A 20609-nucleotide genomic window follows, 5' to 3' on the forward strand; every position below is an offset into this window, starting at 1 on the left:
GGAGGCGGCCGGCGCTGCGAGGTGGCGGTGGTGTGACGATTCCTCGTGTCGCACGCCTGGGTGGTGTGCGTCGGCCCCCTCGTTCTGGCCCGGCACGGCATGCTCCCGTCCGCTGCTGACACTTGACGATGGTCCGCCAGGCCGATCGGGATTCCGGTGGCCGGCTCCGCACTCTGTCGGGGCCTCGGGGTCGGTCCGCTGCGGGGCGTCCGCCGTGGGGCGTTGTCGCGCGGGGACCCGGGTGGAGAACAGGGCGCTTCGGCCGATCATAGGCCGCGACGGCAACGCGCGGTGACCGCCGGCAGGGTGATTCGCCCCGTTTGTGATCATGCATGGCGGAACGTTCGGACGCCCCCGGTACACCTCACCTGAGGTGCGTCGGGGGCGCGTGCGCCGAAGCCGCGCCCCCGGGCGCCGATTGTGCGCCGGGGGCGAGACCGGGGTGCGCCCCGGCCGGGCCGGGGCGGCGGTCAGGCCAGCTTGGCCGTGAGGGTGATGGTGGTGCCGGTCAGGGCCTGGCTGACCGGGCAGTTGGCCTTGGCGTCCTCGGCGGCGCGGACGAAGCCGGCCTCGTCCAGCCCGGGCACCTCGCCGGTGACGGTCAGGTGGATGCCGGTGATACCGGTGCCGGGCTGGAAGGTGACGTCGGCCTGGGTGTCCAGGCTGGTGGGCGGGCTCCCGGCGCCGGTGAGGCCGTGCGAGAGGGCCATCGAGAAGCAGGCGGAGTGGGCGGCCGCGATGAGTTCCTCGGGGCTGGTCTTGCCGTTGGGCTCCTCGGCGCGGGCCGGCCAGGAGACGGGGTACTCGCCGATCCCGGAGGAGGCGAAGGTCACCTGCCCCTTGCCGTGCAGGAGGTCGCCCTCCCAGGCGGTGCGGGCGGTGCGGGTGGTTGCCACGATCGGTTCCTCCAGGGCTGAGGGACTGCTGAGTCGTCACTTCCGGTCATGCACGCACCACCCTACGGGCAGCCCCGTCGCGGAGCGGGGCGGCGGACGGTCCGTCGGCTGTCCGGATGCCGGACGGTTCCCCCGAACGGTGGCAGTCCGGCGCGGGGGCCCTGTTAGATTTGCCGGGGCCCGAGCCCGGCCGCCGTACGGTCGGGCGCCCACCCCAGACACCGGGAGCCGCCCCGATGACGGACCAGCCCACGACCCCCGACGCCGGCGTGCCCGAGGGGATCGACGACGCGGTACGGGCGGAGCTGACCAGCCTGCGCGAGAGCATCGACAACATCGACGCCGCGGTGGTCCACATGCTGGCCGAGCGCTTCAAGGCGACCCAGCGGGTCGGTCGGCTCAAGGCCGAGCACAAGCTGCCGCCGGCCGACCCGGCCAGGGAGCGCGACCAGATCAAGCGGCTGCGGGAGCTGGCCGCCGGGGCCAAGCTCGACCCGGTCTTCGCGGAGAAGTTCCTGACCTTCATCATCGCCGAGGTCATCCGCCACCACGAGGCCATCGCCCGCGCCTGAACGCGCCACCGCTGAGGGCGGACCGGGGCCGGCGAGGACCCCGGTCCGCCCGCAGCGGCAGCCTCCCGGCCGGCGTGAACCGACGGCGACCGGGGCCGCCCTCCGGCGGCGGCCCGCAGTCCGGTGATGTCGGGAGGGGCTAAGTCCCGGATTTCGTGCGGCTCCCCGGTTGGCGTAGCGTGCAGGTTTCCCCAGCCGGAGAGGTGGAGCAGCGACGATGGCGGTGAACCTGCCCGAAACGCCCAGCGGAGCTCCCAGCGGACCCGCCGGGTCGGCCCTACCGGCCGTAGCGGCCGTACCGGTCGCCGGGAACGATCAGGACGCGCCCGGTGGCCGTGCCGAGGCCCGCCGTCGGGCCGGCGGTCCGCGTGGTCGCAAGGCCCGCCGGGCGGGGCGTCGGCCCCGGCCGTGGTGGATCGAGCTGCCGGTGATGGTGGTCGTCGGACTGGTGGTCGCGCTGCTGATCAAGACCTGCCTGTTCCAGGTCTTCACCATCCCGTCCGGCTCGATGGAGAACACCCTGCGGGTCGGCGACCGGGTCGGCGTGAACAAGCTCGCGCCGCTGACCGGCTGGGAGCCGGAGCCGGGGCAGCCGGTGGTGTTCAAGGACCCGGGGAACTGGCTGCCGCCGCAGCCGGTCGACTCGAACCCGTTCACCGACGCGGTGAGTTCGGTGCTGAGCTTCGTCGGGCTGGTGCCGCCGAAGGACGACAACTACCTGGTCAAGCGGGTCATCGCGACCGGCGGGCAGACCGTGCAGTGCGCCGGCACCACACTGACCGTCAACGGCAAGAAGGTCGACGAGCCGTACCTGCACCCCGGTGACGACTCCTGCGCGGGCATGGACTTCGGCCCGGTGACGGTGCCCTCGGGCTACATCTGGGTCGAGGGCGACCACCGGAGCGACTCGGCGGACTCCCGCTGGCACCGGCAGGGCCCGGGCGGCGGCGCCGTGCCGGTGGGCAACGTGGTCGGCCCGGTGTCGGCCGTGGTGTGGCCGATCGGTCACTTCGACTGGTTCGGCTGGACCGGCCGCTGACCCGGCCGGACTAGAGGTCCGCGCCAGCGACTCCGGAGGCCGTCGCACCCGAGGTCATCGCCCCGGAGGCCGTTCCCCCCAGGCCCGTCGCACCCAGGCCCGTCGCCCCCGCGGCGGTGACGGGAGCGGCGACGGAACCGGTGACGGGAGCGGAACCGGCGACGGTGACCGCTCCTCCACCGCCGTCCTCCGCAACCGCCTCCACCGCCGACGGCTTGCTGGTCTGCGCGGCGACCGCGCCCGCCAGCACCAGCAGACCGCCCGTGACCTGGGGCAGCCCCAGGTGTTCGCCGAGCAGGACCCAGGCCAGCACGGTGGCGACGACCGCCTCCAGGTTGGCCACCACCCCGGCGACCGGAGGCGAGAGGTAGCCGACGGAGATGACGCCGGTGAGGTAGGCGAGCACGGTCGCGATCAGCACCATCCAGGCGGCCGGGATCAGCGCGGGCAGGCTGTGCCCGTTCATCACCACGGACCCGCCGAGCAGGCTCCAGTCGGCCTGCCAGGGCCGGGTGAGGACGGTGAGCAGCACGGCGCCGATCAGCAGCCCGAACGCGCTGACGGCCAGCGGGTCGACCGGGCGCTCGCCCCGGCGGCCGGCGTCGGCGAGCAGGAAGTAGCCGACCTGGCAGAAGGCCGCGCCGAGGCCGAACAGCACGCCCAGCGCGTCGAAGCTCAGGCCGTTCCAGACCTCCACCACGCAGGCCAGCCCGGCCACCGCGACGCCGGCACCGATGGCAGCGCCCCGGGTGATCGGCTTGCGCTGCACGAACTTGACGTAGCCGATCAGCAGCGGCGGCCCGAGGTACTCGATGAGCAGGGCGACGCCGACCGGGATGCGGGAGATCGCGGCGAAGTAGCAGGCCTGGACACCGGCCACGGCGAGCAGGCCGAAGCCGAGCATCAGGCCGGGGCGGCGCAGGACGGCGTCCCGGTGCCGGTAGGCGATCGGGAGTAGGGCCACGGCCGCGCCGGTGACCCGGAGCCACACCACGTGCATGGGGGAGAGCCCGGCCTCGATCAGCGGCTTGGCCGCGGTGCCGGAACCGCCGAACGCGAAGGCGGACACCAGCGCGAGGCCGAGGCCGAGGGTTCGGCCTGGTGGGAGGGTGGGCGAGGCCGTTGATCTGTGCACTGGCGCATTCTGACAGTCATATCGACGCTTCGGTAAGGCGCCATTTCGTCATTCGGTCCTGGTTCCAACTGTCCGTAAAGGCGCCCTCACCTCAACCCGCCGGCGCATCGAGACACCGACGCCCGCCGGCGCATCGAGACACCGACGCCCGCCGGCCACCGAGCGAGGTCGGTGGCCGACGGGCGTCGGTGTGAGGGCGGTGCGGCCCGGAGCCGGTCAGTTCCCGGTCCTGGCCCCCGCCCCCGAGAGCGCGCCCGTCCCGCCGGTGGGCTGGGTGGTCGGCTGGCCGGTCGGGCTCGTGGTGGGCTGGGTGGTCGGCGTCGGCCGGGTGGTCGGCCGGCCGGTGGGTCGCGAGGTGGGCTGGGTGGTGGGCTGCCCGGTCGGGTCCGTGGTCGGCCCGGTGCCGCCGCCGGAACCGGAGCCGGAACCCGAACCGCCGGACGAGCCCGCGCCGGAGGTGTCGCCCTGCCCGGTGCCGGTGCCGGTGCCGGTGCTCGGCGTGGCGCTGCCGGTCGACGGGGTACCGCTCGGTGTGCTCGGGGCGGTCGGCAGGTCGGTGGCGCCGGAGTCGCCGCCGTCCGCCGGGGTCGGGAAGTCGCTGACCGGTTGGCCCTTGAGCGCGGCCTTCATGTAGCTGGTCCAGATCTGCGCCGGGAACTGGCCGCCCGCCGCGCCGTTGATCCCGCCGACGCCGCTCAGGCTGACCTGGGCACCGGTGCCCGGGTCCTGGCCGAACAGGGCCACCGAGGTGACCAGCTCGGGGGTGTAGCCGACGAACCAGACGGACTTCTGGTCGTCGGTGGTGCCGGTCTTGCCCGCCACCGGGCGACCCAGCGCCTGGGCTCGGAAGCCGGTGCCGCCCGGGTCGCTCACCACGCCCTGGAGCATCGAGGTGACCCGGTTGGCGGTGTCCGTGCTGATCGCCTGGGTGGTCTTGTGCGCGGGCAGCTGCACGGCCTCGCCCGCCTGGTCCACCGACTGCACCAGCCACGGGGTGATCTGCTTGCCGCCGTTGTCCAGCGTGGCGTAGACGCCGGCCATGTCGAGCACGCTCGGGGTGGCCGCGCCCAGCGGGATGGAGGGCACCGGGTCCAGGCCCGGGGTGCTGCCGGGCAGGCCCAGCGCGATGCCGGTGTCCTTGACCTTCTGCAGACCGGTGTCCTGCGCGAGCTGGGCGAAGGCCGAGTTGACCGACCAGTCGATGGCCTGCTGAAGGGTGATCTGGCCGTAGCTCTTGTCCCCCTCGTTCGGCGGTGCGTACGGGGTGCCCTTGCCGCCGCGGACCTTGCGGCCGCTGGTGCCGTCGTAGACGGTGCGCGGGGTGATGGTCCGGCCGTCCTGGGTCTTGGCGTTGTTCTCGAAGGCGGCGGCCAGCGCGATCGCCTTGAAGGTCGAGCCGGCCTGGTAGTCGCGCCGGGTGGCGTTGTCGACGTAGTGCTTCACGTAGTCGACGCCGCCGTAGAGGGCGACGACCGCGCCGGTCTTCGGGTCCACCGAGGCGGCGCCGGCCTGGGCGGCCGCGTCCTTCTTCCGCTTGTCCGGGTTCAGGGTGTCGTGCAGCTGCGCCTGGACGGAGTCCTGGAGGGCCTGCTGGCGACTCGGGTCGATGCTCAGCTTGATCGTGTAGCCGCCCTTGGCCAGCTCGGTCTCGCTGATGACGTTGTTCGAGGTGAGGTACTGGGTGGCTGCGTCCACCAGGTAGCCGGACTGGCCGGACAGGCCCGGGTTGGGCTGCGGGTCCTTGACGTCCGGGAAGGTGGTCTTGGCCCGCTCGTCGGCGGAGAGCCAGCCCTCCTTGACCATGCCGTCCATGACGTAGTTCCAGCGGTTGACGGCGTTCTGCTTGCCCGCCGGGGTCGCGGTGGCCACGTCGTAGGCGCTCGGGGCGTTCAGCAGGGTGGCCAGGTAGGCGCCCTGGGCCGGATTGAGCGCGGAGGCGTCGACGCCGAAGTACGCCTGGGCGGCGGCCTGGATGCCGTAGGCGCCGCGCCCGTAGTAGGAGGTGTTCAGGTAGCCGGAGAGGACGTCGTCCTTGCTCTCGGTGGCGTCCACCTTGATGGAGATGAAGAGTTCCTTCACCTTGCGGGTGATCGACTGCTTCTGGTCCAGGTAGGTGTTCTTCACGTACTGCTGGGTGATGGTGGAGCCGCCCTGGGTGCCCTCGCCCTTGGCGGTGTTGAGGGCGGCCCGGACCAGGCCCTGCACGTTGACGGCGCCCTCGTTGTAGAAGTTGCGGTCCTCGGCGGCCAGTGCCGCGTGCTGGGCGGCGGGGGAGACCTTGTCCAGGCCGACGTTCTGCCGGTTGGTCTGGCCGGTGCGGGTGATCACCGAGCCGTCGGAGTAGAGCCAGGTGTTGCTCTGGGCGGTCGCGGCGGCGTGCGCGTCCGGGACCTTCACCAGCGCGACCCCCAGCGCGAACAGGCCGACGCCTAGCAGCAGCGCCGAGGCGAGGCCGAGCAGCGTCATCCGCCAGGTGGGTATCAGCCGGCGCCAGCCGGTGCGCTTGGGGCGGCGCGGCTTCTTGCCGCCCGGTGGGGTGGTGGAGCGCTTGAGCCGTTTGACCGGCCGGAGGCCGATCGGCTGCCGGCCGCTCTGGGCGTTTCGGAACAAGGCGCGGCCTTTCCTGCGGGCGGACCGGGCCAGCCTGCACAGACGGGGACATCGGTGGTTAGGGACCTTTGTCCCGATTCCGGTTTACTGCCCTGGACGAGCCGGGCGGGCCCAATGGCTCCACCGGAACGGCAATCGAGACCGACATCACACATAAAACGGACATCGAGGGCCAAAAAATCGGGGAGCCCCTCGCTGCTGCGAGAGGCTCCCCAACTGTCTGTGCGCCGCCAGGGACTCGAACCCCGGACCCGCTGATTAAGAGTCAGCTGCTCTAACCAACTGAGCTAGCGGCGCTTGCTGACCTGGAAAACAATACACGGTTCCGGGGAGTGCCTCGAACCATGCCCGCCCCGCCGATGCTCCGGGCGCCCGTTTCCTCCCGGTTGGGGCGGAGTTCTTGCCCGGTTAGGGTGGAAGCGTGCCCAGCTCCCAGCCCGGACACCTCGACCCCCACTCCCGACGCCCCCACCCCCGGAAGCGGTCCGACCGCGCACGGACGGCGGTCGCCGCCCTGCTGCTGCTCAGCGCCGTGGCCTACACCGCGTGGGTGCTGGAGGTGGTGCTGAGCACCGGACTCGACCCGGTGCAGGCGTACATCAGCGAACTCGCCGCCGAGGACCAGCCGCTGGGCGGCCTCTTCCGCGCCACCGACCTGGCCGCCGGACTCTGCGTGCTCGCCGCCGCCGTCATCGCCCTCGTCACCGGGCAAACCCGGTACCCCGGCGTCTCCGACCCCCGCCCCGGCGTCCCCGGCCGCGATCCCGGCGTCCCCGGCCGCGATCCCGGCGTCCCTGGCCGCGGCGATCGCTGGGTGCTGGCCGGCTGGTCCGCCCTGGCGCTGTTCGGCGCCGCGACCGCCGCCGACTCCCGGCTGCCGCTCAGCTGCGCTCCCACCAGTGACGAGATGTGCGCCGCCCGGGAGACCGCCGGGCTGGTCCCGGCCACCCATACCGCGCACGCCGTCACCAGCAGCCTCGCCATGCTCGGCGCGCTCACCGGACTGGCCGCGCTCACCGTCGCCGCCCGGCGGCACCACCGCTGGCCGGCCGTACGCAGGCTCGGGCCCTGGCTGCTCGGCGCGGAACTGCTGGCCACCGGCTGGAGCCTCGGGGCGATCGCCGCCTTCCAGGCCGGGCGGGGCACCTGGGCGCTCGGCGCCGGGCAGCGGCTCCAGGTGCTGCTCGTCGCGCTCTGGCTGGGCGTCCTCGCCGTGGCCGTCGCCCGCTCGGCCCGCACAGCCCGCCCCGGCGGCCCGGCTCGCTCGGCCCGCACAGCCCGCCCCAGCGGCCCGGCCCGCACGGGCGACTCGGGCGGCCCGGCCCTCGACCGGAGGCGGGCATGACCACCCCCGAGACCCCAGCGACCCCTGACACTCCCGCGACCCGGGCGCGCTTCCTGCGCATCGACGGTGTCCCGCTGCACGTCCGCACCGAGGGCAGCGGCCCGGTCTGCCTGCTCACCGGCGGCCTCGGCAGCAGCTGGTTCGACTGGGACCTCGTCGTCCCCTTCCTCACCCCGTACCGCACGGTCGTCCGCTTCGACCGGCCCGGCTACGGGCTCAGCGCCGCCGAACCGGCCACCGGGCGGCGGCCCGCCCCGACGCTGGCCGGCGAGGCCGGGCGGATCCGCGCGGTGCTGGACGGCCTCGGGCTGGACGGGCCCTGCACCGTGGTCGGCCACTCGCTGGCCGGCTTCCACGTGGAGGCCTTCGCCCGGCTGCACCCGGAGCGGGCCGCCGGACTGGTCCTGGTCGACGGCAGCGTGGAACCGGGGGCCCGCCCGTACCCGGCGCCGGTCGTACGGGACCTCGCGGCCCGGGCGGCGGCCGGCCTCGCGACCGCGCTCGCGGTGCCGTACCTGTTCGGCCCGACCGCGCGCCGGGTGACCGCCCGGCTGTCCACCGTCCGCCGCGAGGACCTCGCCCCGGCGCCGCTGGTCCGGCACTGCTACCGCACCGGCCGGGCGCTGCGCGCGCTGCTCCGGGAGAACGGGCGCTACCTCGACATGGCCGCCGAGCTGGACGGGCTGCGGCGCACCCGGCCGCTGTCCGAGGAACTGCCGGTCACCGTGCTGGCCGCCGACGACGGCTGCCGGAACGGCCGCACCGAGTCCTGGCTGGCCGAGCAGCGGGAGCTCGCGGCGCTGCTCGGGGCCGACTTCCGGACCACGGCGCCGGCCGGGCACCTGGTGATGTTCGACCGCCCGGACGCGGTGGCCTCCGCCGTCCTCGACACCCACTGAGACGTCGCCCGCCGCCCCGGGGGGGACGGCAGTCGCTCCGAGAAACGCCTCAGGCCGCCCATCGGAGTGGACGGCCTGAGACCTTGCCATGTGCGCCGCCAGGGACTCGAACCCCGGACCCGCTGATTAAGAGTCAGCTGCTCTAACCAACTGAGCTAGCGGCGCTTGCTGACGTGGAAGACAGTACACGGCACCGGACCGATCCGCCGAATCGTATTCGGCTGATCACCCGGCGTAACGCGCATCCTCCTCCCCGCCGGTCGCTCCCTCCCCGTCAGGCCGGGTGGTGGCAGGCGGCCTGCTGGTCGGCCGCCGTCCGGTCGCCCTCGAGCGTCGGCCGCTCCTGCTCGCACCGCGCCCGGGCCGTCGGGTCCGCGAGCCCGGCGTAGAGCGGGCAGCGGGTGCGGAACGGGCAGCCGGTGCGGCGCTCGGTGGGGGAGGGTGGGTCCCCGGCGAGCAGGATGCGGTCGCGGGCGCGTTCGGCGGCGGGGTCCGGCAGCGGGACGGCGGAGAGCAGGGCCCGGGTGTACGGGTGGCGGGGGCGGTCGAAGACGGCGGACACCTCGCCCTGCTCGACCGTCCGTCCGAGGTACATCACGCTGACCCGGTCGGCGAGGTGCCGGATCACCGAGAGGTCGTGCGACACGAACAGGTAGGACAGCCCGAGCTCGGCCTTGAGCGACTGCAGCAGGTTGAGCACCCCGGCCTGGATCGAGACGTCCAGGGCGGAGACCGGTTCGTCCAGCACCAGCAGCTTCGGCCGGACGGCCAGGGCCCGGGCGATGGAGACGCGCTGGCGCTGCCCGCCGGAGAACTGGTGCGGGTAGCGGACCGCGTGGTCCGGGTCGAGGCCGACCTGGTGCAGCAGTTCGGGCACCCGGCGGGCGATCTCCTCGCGCGGGGCGCGCTGGGCGCGCAGCGGCTCGGCGACGATGTCGCCGATCGGCATCCGGGGGTCGAGGCTGGCCATCGGGTCCTGGAAGACGATCTGCAGCTCGGCCCGGAGCCGCTGGGCCTCGGCCCGGGTGAGCCGGGCGGTGTCGTGGCCGAGGAGTTCGATCCGGCCGGTCTCCGGGGCGCCCAGTCTCAGCAGTTCGAACAGGGTGGTGGACTTGCCGGAGCCGGATTCCCCGACCAGGCCGAGGGTCTCGCCCTCCCGCAGGTCGAGGTCGACGCCGTCCACCGCGTAGACCTCACCGACCTTGCGCTTGAAAACCGCGCCCTTGAGCAGCGGAAACGTTTTTCCGAGCCCGCTGACCGCCAGTACCGGCGCCCGCTCGGAGCGGTCCCCGGTCGCCGGCCCGGACGGCAGTTCCGGCACCGGGTACACCTCGCTCGGCGCGGGCCGCCCCTCGGCCAGCTCGGCCGAGCGCACACAGGCGGCCAGGTGCCCGTCGTCCCCGCTCAACGGGGGCTCCGTCGCCGAGCAGCGCGCCTCGGCCAGCGGGCAGCGGGTGGCGAAGGGGCAGCCGGGCGGCAGTTCGGCCATCGGCGCCGGGGCGCCGGGGATCGGCACCAGCGGGCCGCCGCCACCGTCCAGTCGGGGCAGCGCGCCGATCAGTCCGAGGGTGTACGGGTGGCGCGGGGCCGCGAACAGCTCGTCCACCCCGGCGGTCTCGACCACCCGGCCCGCGTACATCACGGCGACCCGGTCGGCGGCGCCGGCGATCACCCCGAGGTCGTGGCTGACCAGGACGAGGGCCGCGCCGGTCTCCCGCCGGGCGGTGCGCAGCACGTCGAGCACCTGGGCCTGGATGGTGACGTCCAGGGCGGTGGTGGGTTCGTCGGCGAGCAGGATGTCGGGCTCGTTGGCGATGGCCATGGCGATCATCGCGCGCTGGCGCATACCGCCGGAGAACTCGTGCGGAAAGCTGTCCAGGGCCCGGTCGGGCGCCGGGATGCCGACCAGGTCGAGGAGTTCGGCGGCCCGGCGGCGGGCGGTGGCCCGGTCGACCGGCTGGTGCACCCGGACGGCCTCGGCGATCTGGTCGCCGATCCGGTAGACCGGGGTGAAGGCGGACAGCGGGTCCTGGAACACCATGGCGACCTTGCGGCCGCGGATCGCGGCGAGCTCCCTGCCGGGCAGGCCGACCAGCTCCCGGCCGTCGAGCCGCACCGAGCCGGAGACCCGGGCGGTGCCGGGCAGCAACCCGAGCACGGACAGCGCGGTGACGGACTTCCCGGAGCCGGACTCGCCGACGATGCCGAGGGTCTCGCCGCGCCGCAGGGTGAGGTCCACCCCGCGTACGGCGGGCACCGGGCCGTGCGGGCCGGCGAAGTCCACCCGCAGGTCCCGGACGGCGAGCAGCGGGGTTTCGACGGCGGTGGTCACTTCTGCTTCCTCCGGGGGCGGCGGGAACGCCGGGGCGCGCCCTGGGCGGTGGGGTCCAGGGCGTCGCGCAGCCCGTCCCCGACCAGGTTGACGGCGAGCACGAACAGCACCAGCAGCCCGGCCGCGAAGTAGAACATCCAGGGGAACACCGGGGCTTCGCTCGTCCCGGCGGCGAGCAGGGTGCCGAGCGAGACGTCCGGCGGCCGGACGCCGAAGCCGAAGTAGGAGAGCGCGGTCTCGCTCATCACCGCGCCGCCGACCGCGATGGTGGCGTCGACGATGAGGAAGGAGGCGACGTTCGGCAGGATGTGCCGGCTGATGATCCGTAGCGGCCGGACGCCCATGAACCGTGCGGCGCGCACGAATTCGCGCTCGCGCAGGGAGACGGTCATCGAGCGGACCACCCGGGCGGTGATCATCCAGTTGAACAGGGCGAGCAGCAGCACGAAGGCGATCCAGCCGCTGCTGCGCAGCCGGGGCGAGACCACGGTGATGATCAGGAAGCTGGGGAAGACCAGCATCAGGTCGACCAGGAACATCAGCGCCCGGTCGGTCCAGCCGCCGAAGTAGCCGGCGCAGGCGCCGACCAGGGAGGCCAGCACGGTGGAGAACAGGGCCACCAGCAGGCCGATGATCAGTGACTTCTGCAGCCCCCGGACGGTCTGGGCGAACACGTCCTGGCCGACCCCGTTGGTGCCGAACCAGTGCTCGGCGGAAGGGGGTTGGTGCAGCGCGGTGAAGTCGGGGGCGGCGTAGTCCCAGGGCGTCAGGTACGGGCCGCCGAAGGCGAGCGCGAACAGCAGCAGGATCAGCACGGCCCCGGCGACGGCGCCCCGGGCGGCGCGCAGCCGGGCCAGTACGAGCCGGCCGCGGCCGGTGGCCCGCGGCGGTCGTCCGGGGGTGCCGGCCGGGGCGCCGGCGGGGGAGTCGGGGCCGGCCGACTCGGCGACGACGGTCATCTCAGCTCACCTCCGGTCAGACCCGCACGCGCGGGTCGAGGGCGGCGTGCAGGGTGTCGGCCAGGAAGCCGGAGGCGAGCACGACGACGGCGGTGAACAGGTTGATCGCCACCACCGAGTTGACGTCCTGTTCGTTGATCGACTGGATCAGCCACTCGCCCATGCCGTGCCAGCCGAAGATCGTCTCGGTGAAGATCGCGCCGGTGAAGATGGCCAGGAAGCTGTACGCGAACATGGTCGACATCGGGATCACGGCGGTGCGCAGCCCGTGCTTGAGCAGGGCCCGGCGGCGGGTGAGGCCCTTGGCCTCGGCGGTGCGCAGGTAGTCGGAGCCGAGCACGTCGAGCATGGTGCCGCGCTGGTAGCGGCTGTAGGTGGCGAGGCCGCCGAGGGCGAGCGAGACGGTGGGCAGCAGCAGGTGCAGGGCCCAGTCGCCGAGGTGGGTGCCGAGGCCGCCGGTCAGTCCGGGGGTCTCGTAGCCGGTGAACGGGACGACCTCGTGGCCGGCCGCGTCCTTGGCGGCGATCGCGCCGTTCTTGAGGAACAGCGCGACCAGGAAGACCGGGGTGGAGAGCAGCACGAAGGACACCACGGTGAGCAGCCGGTCGGAGATCCGGTACTGGCGCACCGCGCTCCACGCCCCGGCGGCGACGCCCAGGACGGTGCCGAGCAGGCTGCCGATCAGCAGCAGCCGCAGCGAGACCCAGACCCGGCGGCCGAAGTCGTCGGTGACCGGGGTGTCGTGGATGGTCCGGCCGAGGTCGCCGTGGAGCAGGCCGCCGGCCCAGTGGCCGAAGCGCTCGACGACCGGGGTGCGGTCGTTCAGGTTGAGCGCGGTGAGCTGGCGCTCGACCGACTCGGCGGACGGGCGCGGCACCTTGGCGTCGAAGTAGGTGCGCGGCTGGAGGGCGCTCGCGGAGATCGCGTACGCCAGGAACACGGCGGCGATCAGCAGCGCCGCGTAGTAGCTCAACCGCTTCGCCAGGTAGCGGAGCATCAGCGGCCGCCCGGGGCGGGGGCGGCGACGCGTCTGGTGGGCATCGGCTGGTGGCCTTCGGTCGGAGCCCGGTCGGGGCGTCGGTCGGCAGGGTGGGGAGGGCTGTCGGGAACGCGCAGGTCAGAGTGAAGCACCGTGGTGCGGCCGCGGTGTTGCGCCGGGATTGCGCCGTGTGACGGCTGGATCAGGTGTGCGTTCCTCCCCCTGGTGGCGGATCTGATCCGCTGTTACGTTCCTCTGGCTCGGTGCCGGATTGAGTGCCCACGCTCAAGCCCGGTCATGCCTCCCGCGACCCAACTCCTGCCACCGATCCCAGGGGGACCCTCATGGACGCTTCCCGTACGGCCCGTCGCCTCGGCCGGTCGGCCGCCCTCGCCGTCGCCGTCGCGCTGGCTCTCACCGCGTGCACCTCCGGCGGTGGCTCGGCCGGTGACGTGGCCAAGAGCGAACCCCCGAGACAGGACTCCCAGGACATCAACGCCAAGCCGCTGGACCAGGTCAAGGACGGCGGCGAGGTGCGCTTCCAACTCGACCAGTGGATCACCCAGTGGAACCCGCTCCAGGTCGACGGCGGCTCCTACACCGACACGGTGGACCTCATCCGGGCGCTGGAGCCGACGCTGTTCGGCACCGACGCCTCCGGCACCTTCCAGCCGAACCCGAACTACCTGGTGGACGCCAGGGTCAGCTCCACCTCGCCGCAGGTGGTCACGTACAAGCTGAACCCCAAGGCCAAGTGGTCGGACGGCAAGCCGCTCAGCTACCTGGACTTCAAGGCGGACTGGCAGACCAGCAACGGCAAGGACCCGGCGTACAACATCGCCGATCCGTCCGGCTACGAGCTGATCTCCGCGGTCGAGCAGGGCGCCGACCCGTCCGAGGTGAAGGTCACCTTCGCCCAGCCGTACGCGGACTGGCAGAACCTGTTCCGCCCGCTGATCCCGGCGGCGGGCATCTCCACCCCGGACGACTTCAACAAGGCCTGGGTGGAGCGGATCCCGATCACCGCGGGCGCGTTCAGGATCGGGACGGCGGACAAGACCGCCCAGACCCTCAGCCTGGTCCCGGACCCGGCCTGGTGGGGGACCAAGCCCAAGCTGGACAAGATCACCTTCCGGGTGATGGACAAGTCGGCGAGCATCCAGGCCTACCTCAACAACGAGATCGACCTCGCCTCGGCCGGCACCGCCGCCGCGTACGGCCAGCTCAAGGACGCCAAGGACACCGTGATCCGGGCCGCCAGCCCGTGGGACGAGGTGCACATCTCGTTCGGTGGGAACGGCGCACTGGCGGACCAGAAGGTCCGCCAGGCGCTCGGCAGGGCGCTCGACCGCTCGGCGCTGATCAAGATCGCCAACAACGGGGTGCCGGTGGCCTTCAAGCCGCTCGGCAACCACATCATCATGCCCAACCAGGCCGGCTACCAGGACAACTCCGGCGACTGGGCCGCGTTCGACCTCGCCGCGGCCAAGAAGCTGCTGGACGAGGCCGGTTGGAAGGAGTCCGGCAGCGGTCAGCCGCGGACCAAGGACGGGAAGCCGCTGGAGCTCCACTGGGTGCTCAGCGACGGCACCGCGCAGGCCCAGCTCGACCTCGCCACCGCGGCGGCGGCGATGTGGCAGCAGGCCGGGGTCAAGGTCGACCTGGACAAGGTGGCCGCCAACGACTTCTTCTCCAAGTACATCACCCCGGGCAAGTTCGACCTCGCGAGCTGGCGCAACACGGACTCGTTCCCGAACTCCAAGAGCCTGGCCAACTTCCGCCTGCCGGTGGGCGACAACTCCTTCCAGAACCCCTCGCGCCTCGGCAGCCAGGAGATCGACGACCTGCTGAAGAAGGCGGCCGGAACGGTCGACCCGGCGGAGGCCGCGAAGCTCTACAACCAGGCGGACGCGAAGATCTGGGAGCTCGGCCACACCGTCGAGCTCTACCAGCGGCCGGTCGTGGCGGCGGTCCGCAAGGGACTCGCCAACTACGGTGCCTTCGGCCTCGGGAGCGAGGACTACAGCAAGGTCGGCTGGGAGAAGTAGCCCGGGCCGCCGAGGCGGCGAGGGCGACCGCACGGCAGGCGCTGGCGAGCAGCGCGGTGATCACGAGGCCGGTGGTGCGGACACGCGTGGGCCGGCTCCGCCGCCCCCGCTGTCCTGCCACCGGCCTTGACCTTCCGCGTTGCCCGCAGGCCGCCCGTGTCGTGGGGCCCCGCAGGGGCCCGCGCTCGCTTCCAACCGGGGACGAATCTAGCGGGGTGTCCCGGCCGGTCGCGGCGCAGCGCGCAGGCGCGCCCGGAAACCCGCCGTGCTGTCACCCACTTCGCGCACCGAAGCGTCAACTCTCGCTGACGGTAAGGAGAAAAGGGGCATAAGCGGGCATCGTGCCGGGGCTCGAACGGAGTTGTCGCACGGAGGCGGATCGGTGCGCGAATACGGCGCCCGGGCCCGTGAGGGGTCGGTGCCGGCGTCGGTGTCCGAACCGGCGCGGGGCCGGTGTCCGAACCGGTACGGGGGTCGGTGCCCGGCGCCGCGCGCGCCGCGCCGGTGCGTGCGCCGGGCCCGGGCCGCTGCCAGGATGCGCGGGACGGCGGCCCTCCCGGGCCCCGTCCGCCCCCTCCCGACCCCCGGAGCAGCACCGATGCCCAGTGAACCCGCCGCCGCGGCAGCCCGAGCGCACCACGTCGACCCGCCCCCGGTGCGCCGGATGGTCCCCCGCGACCGCGACGAGCCGCACCGGGTCGCCACCCCGCTGGAACTGTTCTTCGACCTCTGCTTCGTGGTCGCGGTCGGCCAGGCCGGCCGCGAACTCGCCCACTCGCTGGCGGCCGGGCACTACGGCGAGGGCCTGCGCGGCTACGCCCTCGCCTTCTTCGCCATCTGGTGGGCCTGGATGAACTTCACCTGGTTCGCCTCCGCGTACGACTGCGACGACGTGCCGTACCGGATCACCACGCTGGTGCAGATCGCCGGCGTGCTGATCCTGGCCGCCGGGGTGCCGCGGCTGTTCACCGCCCAGGACCTCACGCTGTCGATCGTCGGCTACGTGGTGATGCGGCTGGCGATGGTCACCCAGTGGCTGCGCGCGGCGGCCGGCGAGCAGGGCGAGGCCCGGCGGGTCGCGCTGCGCTACGCGGTCGGGATCATGCTCTGCCAGGTGGGCTGGGTGCTGCTGCTGCTCCTGCCGGACGCCGCCCGGTCGGTGATCATCCCGATCGGGGTGCTGTGCGAGCTGGCCGTGCCGGTGGTCGCCGAGCTGCGGATGCAGACCGCCTGGCACCCGCACCACATCGCCGAGCGGTACGGGCTGTTCACCCTGATCGTGCTCGGCGAGACGGTGGCCGCGGCGACGGTGGCGGTGCAGTCGGCGGTGGACGAGCACGAGGAGCTGGGCCGGCTGGTGCCGGTGGCGGTCGGCGGGCTGCTGATCTGCTTCGCGGCCTGGTGGATCTACTTCGCCCGGCCCGTCCACGACCACCTGCGATCCAACCGGCAGGCCTTCGCCTGGGGTTACGGCCACTACCTGGTGTTCGGGTCGGCGGCGGCGATCGGCGCGGGGCTGGAGGTGGCGGTGGAGTCGGCCGTGCACAAGGCGGAGATCTCCGAGGCGGCCGCCACCGCGACGGTCACCGTGCCGACCGCGGTCTACCTGGTCACCGTCTGGTACCTGCACTCCCGGCACACCAAGCGCGGCCCGGTCGCCCAGTCGGTGGCGCCGGTCGGGGCGGCGCTGGTGCTGGCCTGCACGGCACTGGGCGGGTCCGGGGTGCTGGCGGCGGGCCTGGTCTGCGCGCTGATGGTCGCCACGGGCGTGCTGGTCCACGGCCGGGAGCGCCGGGCCGGGGGGTAGGGCCCGCCGGGCGGGCCCGGGGTCTTGTCCGGTGGACCCAGGTCCTTGGGCCGGTGGACCCGGGGTCCGTCCGGCGGACCCAGGGCCGCTCCGGCGGATCCTAGAGCCGCCCCAGCAGCACCGGTTCGTGCCGCGCCAGCCAGGCCAGGTAGGCCGGGTTGACCTTGGCCAGGTCCAGGTAGGCGGCGCGCAGTTCGCCGTAGAGCGCGTCCAGGGCGGGCGGGCTGAGCACCCGGGGGCGCCAGGTGAACAGCAGTCGGACGGCGAGCGGGTCCCCGTGCACGGGGCGGACCACCGTGCCGGGCCCGGGCAGCGAGGTCGGCTGGCAGGGGCGGACGGCCTCGCCGGAGGCGACCAGTTCCGCGGCGGTGGCGTTGTCCCGCACCTGCACCACCCGGGGGTTGAGCCCGGCCTCGCTGAAGACCCGGCGCATCGCGGCGTACTCGTGGTCGGCGGTCGGGTCGACCATCCAGGTGTCCTCGGCGAGGTCGGCCAGATGGACGACCGGGCGGGCGGCGGCAGGGTGCCCGGCGGCGAGCGCGACGAACTGCGGCTCACGGGCCATCAGCACCCGGTGCTCGGCGTCCGGCGGCACCCGCAACGGGAAGCCCTCGCTCTCGTACACGAAGGCCACGTCCAACTGGTCGGCGGCGACCATCCGCAGCAGGGCGCTGGCGGAGATGTCGACGTGGATGGTGGTGTCGGTGTCCGGCAGCCGCTCGTGCACCCGGCGCAGCCAGGCGGCGACGGCCCGGCTGCCGACGCTGCCGATCCGCAGTCGGCGCTGCCGGTCGGGGCCGGTGGTGTCGCGGGCCTCCTGGCGGGCGGCGGCGATCAGGGCGGCCATCTCGCTGATCACCGGCCGGGCCCGGGACAGCACCGAGTGGCCGAGTGCGGTGGGCCGGCTTCCGGTCTGCTCACGGGTGAACAGGGTTCCGCCGATGGCTCGTTCTATCCGGTGCAGCTGGGTGGTGAGGGAGGGCTGGGTCATGCCGAGCTGGAGCGCGGCCTTGCGGAGGCTGCCGGTGTCGGCGATCGCGCACAGCACCCGGAGGTGTCTCACGTCGAGCTCCACGACGGGAGCATAGACGTCATCGAGCCGTATCGCCAAGGACATGACAGGGGATCAAGGCATGCCGACGGCACCCACGGCGGATACCCACCGGTAGTCGGCCGGGCTATCGCGGGTTGACATCATCCGCGACGGGCCCGGGCGGGTCGAAGCTCGTGGGCACCACACCGCCCCGGCCCCGACCGGGACGGCCCCCACCGCGCGCCGCAGCCGCCCGGTCCGGCCCCCACCGGCCCCGGCGGACCGGCGCACCGTGAACTCGGAGCCCCCACATGAAGCGATCCGTGCTGTCCGTGACCCTCGGACTGGGCCTCGCCGCCACGCTCGTGGCCCTGCCCGCCACCACCGCCGTCGCCGCGCCCGCCGCTGCGGCCGCGCGGACCAGTGCCGCCCCGGCCCACGCCGGTCCGGCCGAGGAGGCCGCGAACAACCAGGCGTTCTTCCGGGCCGTGATGGCCTCCGCCGAGGCCAGGCGGGCCGCCGACCCGTGGCTGCAGTCCGTCACCGTCACCTACGACACCAGCCAGGCCCCCTCCTTCGCCGCCGACATCGCCAACGCCGCGCAGATCTGGAACAGTTCGGTGCACAACGTCCAGCTCCAGGAGACCAGCGGCACCGGCGACTTCTCGTACACCGAGGGCGACGGCAGCGGCTCGTACGCCAGCACCGACGGGCACGGGCACGGCTACATCTTCATCGACCACCAGCAGGCCCAGGAGTACTACTCGCTGCGGATCGTGGCCCACGAGACCGGGCACGTGCTCGGTCTGCCCGACGACTACTCGGGACCGTGCAGTGAACTGATGTCGGGCCACGGCCCCGGCCCGTCCTGCACCAACGCGCACCCCGACGCCAACGAGAGCGCGCAGGTCGACGCACTCTGGGCCAACGGCGTGGCAGCGGCCAACTGACGTTCCCGGCAGGTGAATCGGGCGCGGTGGCCCGCCCGGCCGGAAACGGGCGGGCCACCGCACGGGTACTTCCCCGCCGGGGAGCCTAGCCGCCCCCGGAACGGAATGCCAGGGGCATGTCTGAGTCAAGACGAGTAAAAGACGGCCGGAATCCGAAGGGGTGCGGGGTATTGCACCGGGCTATCGCGGATTGACATCATCCGCCCGGCCGCCGGGCTGCCCGAAGCTCTGGGGACACCCGGTCGCCAGGTGTCCCCCCAGTCGGCCCCCAATCCGGCGCGGCACCAGGGACCGGAGCCCCCACCACCTCCAGGACCCCTTCAGGAGCCCCCACATGAAGCGATCCGTGCTGTCCGCGACCCTCGGCCTCGCCCTCGCGGCCGGCCTCGCCGTACTGCCCACCACCGCGGCCGCCGCGGCGCCGGCAGCTCCGGCCGTCCAGGGCTACACCGCCTCGACGCACGCCGGTTCGACGTACGCCGGTTCCACCCAGGAAGCGGCCGACAACCAGGCGTTCTTCCAGGCCGTGATGGCCTCCGCCAAGGCCAAGCAGGCCGCCAGTCCGGGCCTGGCGACCGTCGTGGTCACCTACGACGCCAGCTCCGCACCGTCCTTCCGCAGTCAGATCGCCAGCGCCGCGCAGATCTGGAACAGCTCGGTCAGCAACGTCCGGCTGCAGGCCGGCTCGGCCGCCGACTTCAGCTACTACGAGGGCAACGACAGCCGCGGTTCGTACGCCAGCACCGACGGGCACGGGCGCGGCTACGTCTTCCTCGACTACCAGCAGAACCGGCAGTACGACTCGGTGCGGGTGACGGCCCACGAGACCGGGCACGTGCTCGGCCTGCCGGACCACTACTCCGGCCCGTGCAGCGAGCTGATGTCGGGCGGCGGCCCCGGCACCTCCTGCACCAACCCGTACCCGAACAGCACCGAGCGCAGCCGGGTCAACTCGCTCTGGGCGCGCGGCTGATCGGCCGGTCCACCGCCCGAGCGCCCCGGCCCGGCCGCGTCCGCAGCGGCCGGGCCGGGGCGTCGCCGCGCTGGTGACGGACGGCCGAGCGGACCGCCGAGCGGACGGCCGAGCGGACGGCTGGGTCGGCGGGCGCGCGTACGGGTGGAGCTGTCGGTGGCGCGTGCGAGCATGCGGGCGAGACCCGCTCGCCCGCGATCCGAAAGGCACCGCCGCCATGCCCCGTTCCGTCCCCGAGCAGCTCGCCGACCTCCCGTACGCCGAGCTGCTGCGCCCGCACACCGGTCCGCTGCGCAGCGACGCGCGCTACGACACCGCGCACTTCGACGGCGGCGAGCACACCGACGAGTCGGGTGCCGGCGCGGCCTTCCTGGAGTGCGCCTTCACCGGGGTCGCGCTCAGCGGGGTCAAGCTGCGCCAGGCCCGGTTCAACGACGTCTGGGTGCAGGCCGGCCGCTGGGTGGCCTGCGACCTGAGCGACACCGAGTGGCAGGACAGCGCCTTCGTCGGCGGGGTGCTGGCCGGGGTCGCCGGGTACGGGGCCGCGTTGCGCCGGGTGGTGTTCCGCGGCTGCAAGCTGGAGGCGGTCAACCTGCGGTCGGCCGTGCTGCGGGACGTCGTGTTCGAGGACTGCCTGCTGCGCGACGTGGACTTCGGCGGGGCGAAGCTGACCGGGGTGTCCTTCCCTGGCTCGACGCTGGAGGAGGTCCGGCTGCGCGGGGCCGTGCTGAGCGGGACGGATCTGCGCGGGGCCGCCCGGCTCGGCCTGGCGGACGGCCACCAGGGGCTGCGCGGGGCGGTCATCAGTACCTCCCAACTGCTGGAGTTGGCACCGCAGTTCGCCCACGCGCTGGGCATCGAGGTGAAGGACCGCTGACCGGGCGCCGGTCGGTGCAGACGGTCTCCCCGTCGCATCGGCCGGGCGTTCAGCCCGTCGTCGCCCGGTGACGCCCGGACGAACAGTCCGACAAACCTGCTGCGCGCATCTGGTGGCCGGCTCCGGTCGAGGTGGAGACTGCTCCGCGATCGATG

16 protein-coding genes and 2 tRNA genes are annotated in these 20609 nt (G+C 73.3%); 9 read left to right on the forward strand and 9 right to left on the reverse strand.

All coding sequences use genetic code 11. From position 1 onward, the window contains the following. Positions 1-470: 470 nt before the first annotated feature. Entirely contained in the window at positions 471-896 is a 426-nt protein-coding gene (locus ACFWIS_RS16130; RefSeq protein WP_380461244.1) for an OsmC family protein, read from the reverse strand. A gap of 236 nt (positions 897-1132) precedes the next feature. On the opposite strand from ACFWIS_RS16130, the gene ACFWIS_RS16135 reads away from it, so the two are divergent. Both ACFWIS_RS16135 and lepB read left to right on the forward strand, forming a co-directional pair. Beyond that, positions 1133-1468: a chorismate mutase gene (locus ACFWIS_RS16135; RefSeq protein WP_380461243.1), complete on the forward strand. Its 336-nt coding sequence runs from the start codon at positions 1133-1135 to the stop codon at positions 1466-1468. A 217-nt stretch (positions 1469-1685) separates the two neighbouring features. Then, positions 1686-2507, forward strand: coding sequence for a signal peptidase I (lepB, locus tag ACFWIS_RS16140; RefSeq protein WP_380461242.1), 822 nt, complete (start codon positions 1686-1688; stop codon positions 2505-2507). Between the two features lie 10 nt (positions 2508-2517). Here the strand turns inward: lepB and ACFWIS_RS16145 are convergent, their stop codons facing one another. The 3 genes from ACFWIS_RS16145 to ACFWIS_RS16155 all read right to left on the reverse strand — a co-directional run bounded on the left by ACFWIS_RS16145 (position 2518) and on the right by ACFWIS_RS16155 (position 6549). Continuing rightward, positions 2518-3642: a DMT family transporter gene (locus ACFWIS_RS16145; RefSeq protein WP_380461241.1), complete on the reverse strand. Its 1125-nt coding sequence runs from the start codon at positions 3640-3642 to the stop codon at positions 2518-2520. 216 nt (positions 3643-3858) lie between these two features. Beyond that, complete coding sequence (locus tag ACFWIS_RS16150; RefSeq protein WP_380461240.1) at positions 3859-6252, reverse strand: transglycosylase domain-containing protein; 2394 nt, start codon at positions 6250-6252, stop codon at positions 3859-3861. A 223-nt stretch (positions 6253-6475) separates the two neighbouring features. Next, a tRNA-Lys gene (locus ACFWIS_RS16155) sits at positions 6476-6549 on the reverse strand. Between the two features lie 217 nt (positions 6550-6766). Here ACFWIS_RS16155 and ACFWIS_RS16160 point away from each other — a divergent pair. Both ACFWIS_RS16160 and ACFWIS_RS16165 read left to right on the forward strand, forming a co-directional pair. Beyond that, positions 6767-7597 carry a DUF998 domain-containing protein gene (locus tag ACFWIS_RS16160; RefSeq protein WP_380461255.1) on the forward strand — a complete coding sequence of 277 codons (831 nt, stop codon included), beginning with the start codon at positions 6767-6769 and terminating at the stop codon, positions 7595-7597. Continuing rightward, entirely contained in the window at positions 7594-8496 is a 903-nt protein-coding gene (locus tag ACFWIS_RS16165) for an alpha/beta fold hydrolase (RefSeq protein WP_380461239.1), read from the forward strand. The genes ACFWIS_RS16160 and ACFWIS_RS16165 overlap by 4 nt, the downstream gene beginning before the upstream one ends. A gap of 91 nt (positions 8497-8587) precedes the next feature. Here the strand turns inward: ACFWIS_RS16165 and ACFWIS_RS16170 are convergent. The 4 genes from ACFWIS_RS16170 to ACFWIS_RS16185 form a co-directional block, all read right to left on the reverse strand. Continuing rightward, positions 8588-8661, reverse strand: a tRNA-Lys gene (locus ACFWIS_RS16170). A gap of 109 nt (positions 8662-8770) precedes the next feature. Then, positions 8771-10828 (reverse strand): dipeptide ABC transporter ATP-binding protein, encoded by a 2058-nt coding sequence (locus tag ACFWIS_RS16175; protein ID WP_380461238.1) that lies wholly within the window; start codon positions 10826-10828, stop codon positions 8771-8773. Then, positions 10825-11787, reverse strand: coding sequence for an ABC transporter permease (locus ACFWIS_RS16180; RefSeq protein WP_380461237.1), 963 nt, complete (start codon positions 11785-11787; stop codon positions 10825-10827). Before ACFWIS_RS16180 ends, ACFWIS_RS16175 begins: the two co-directional genes overlap by 4 nt. A gap of 16 nt (positions 11788-11803) precedes the next feature. After that, positions 11804-12784, reverse strand: coding sequence for an ABC transporter permease (locus tag ACFWIS_RS16185; protein ID WP_380461236.1), 981 nt, complete (start codon positions 12782-12784; stop codon positions 11804-11806). A 326-nt stretch (positions 12785-13110) separates the two neighbouring features. Between ACFWIS_RS16185 and ACFWIS_RS16190 the strand changes: the two genes are divergently transcribed. Beyond that, positions 13111-14814 carry an ABC transporter family substrate-binding protein gene (locus ACFWIS_RS16190; protein WP_380461235.1) on the forward strand — a complete coding sequence of 568 codons (1704 nt, stop codon included), beginning with the start codon at positions 13111-13113 and terminating at the stop codon, positions 14812-14814. Positions 14815-15412: 598 nt separating this feature from the next. Further along, positions 15413-16621, forward strand: coding sequence for a low temperature requirement protein A (locus ACFWIS_RS16195; protein WP_380461234.1), 1209 nt, complete (start codon positions 15413-15415; stop codon positions 16619-16621). A gap of 100 nt (positions 16622-16721) precedes the next feature. On the opposite strand, the gene ACFWIS_RS16200 is transcribed toward ACFWIS_RS16195, so the two are convergent. Beyond that, on the reverse strand, positions 16722-17696 hold the full coding sequence (locus ACFWIS_RS16200) for a LysR family transcriptional regulator (RefSeq protein ID WP_380461233.1): 975 nt from the start codon (positions 17694-17696) through the stop codon (positions 16722-16724). Between the two features lie 269 nt (positions 17697-17965). On the opposite strand from ACFWIS_RS16200, the gene snpA (ACFWIS_RS16205) reads away from it, so the two are divergent. The 3 genes from snpA (ACFWIS_RS16205) to ACFWIS_RS16215 all read left to right on the forward strand — a co-directional run bounded on the left by snpA (ACFWIS_RS16205) (position 17966) and on the right by ACFWIS_RS16215 (position 20454). Then, positions 17966-18604 carry a snapalysin gene (gene snpA / locus ACFWIS_RS16205; RefSeq protein WP_380461232.1) on the forward strand — a complete coding sequence of 213 codons (639 nt, stop codon included), beginning with the start codon at positions 17966-17968 and terminating at the stop codon, positions 18602-18604. A gap of 334 nt (positions 18605-18938) precedes the next feature. Continuing rightward, positions 18939-19577 carry a snapalysin gene (snpA, locus tag ACFWIS_RS16210; protein WP_380461231.1) on the forward strand — a complete coding sequence of 213 codons (639 nt, stop codon included), beginning with the start codon at positions 18939-18941 and terminating at the stop codon, positions 19575-19577. Between the two features lie 217 nt (positions 19578-19794). Beyond that, the gene (locus ACFWIS_RS16215) at positions 19795-20454 is read left to right on the forward strand and encodes a pentapeptide repeat-containing protein (protein ID WP_380459762.1); all 660 of its coding nucleotides are present in this window, start codon (positions 19795-19797) and stop codon (positions 20452-20454) included. Positions 20455-20609 lie beyond the last annotated feature (155 nt).

The organism is Kitasatospora sp. NPDC127060 (assembly GCF_042724935.1).
GTDB lineage: Bacteria > Actinomycetota > Actinomycetes > Streptomycetales > Streptomycetaceae > Kitasatospora.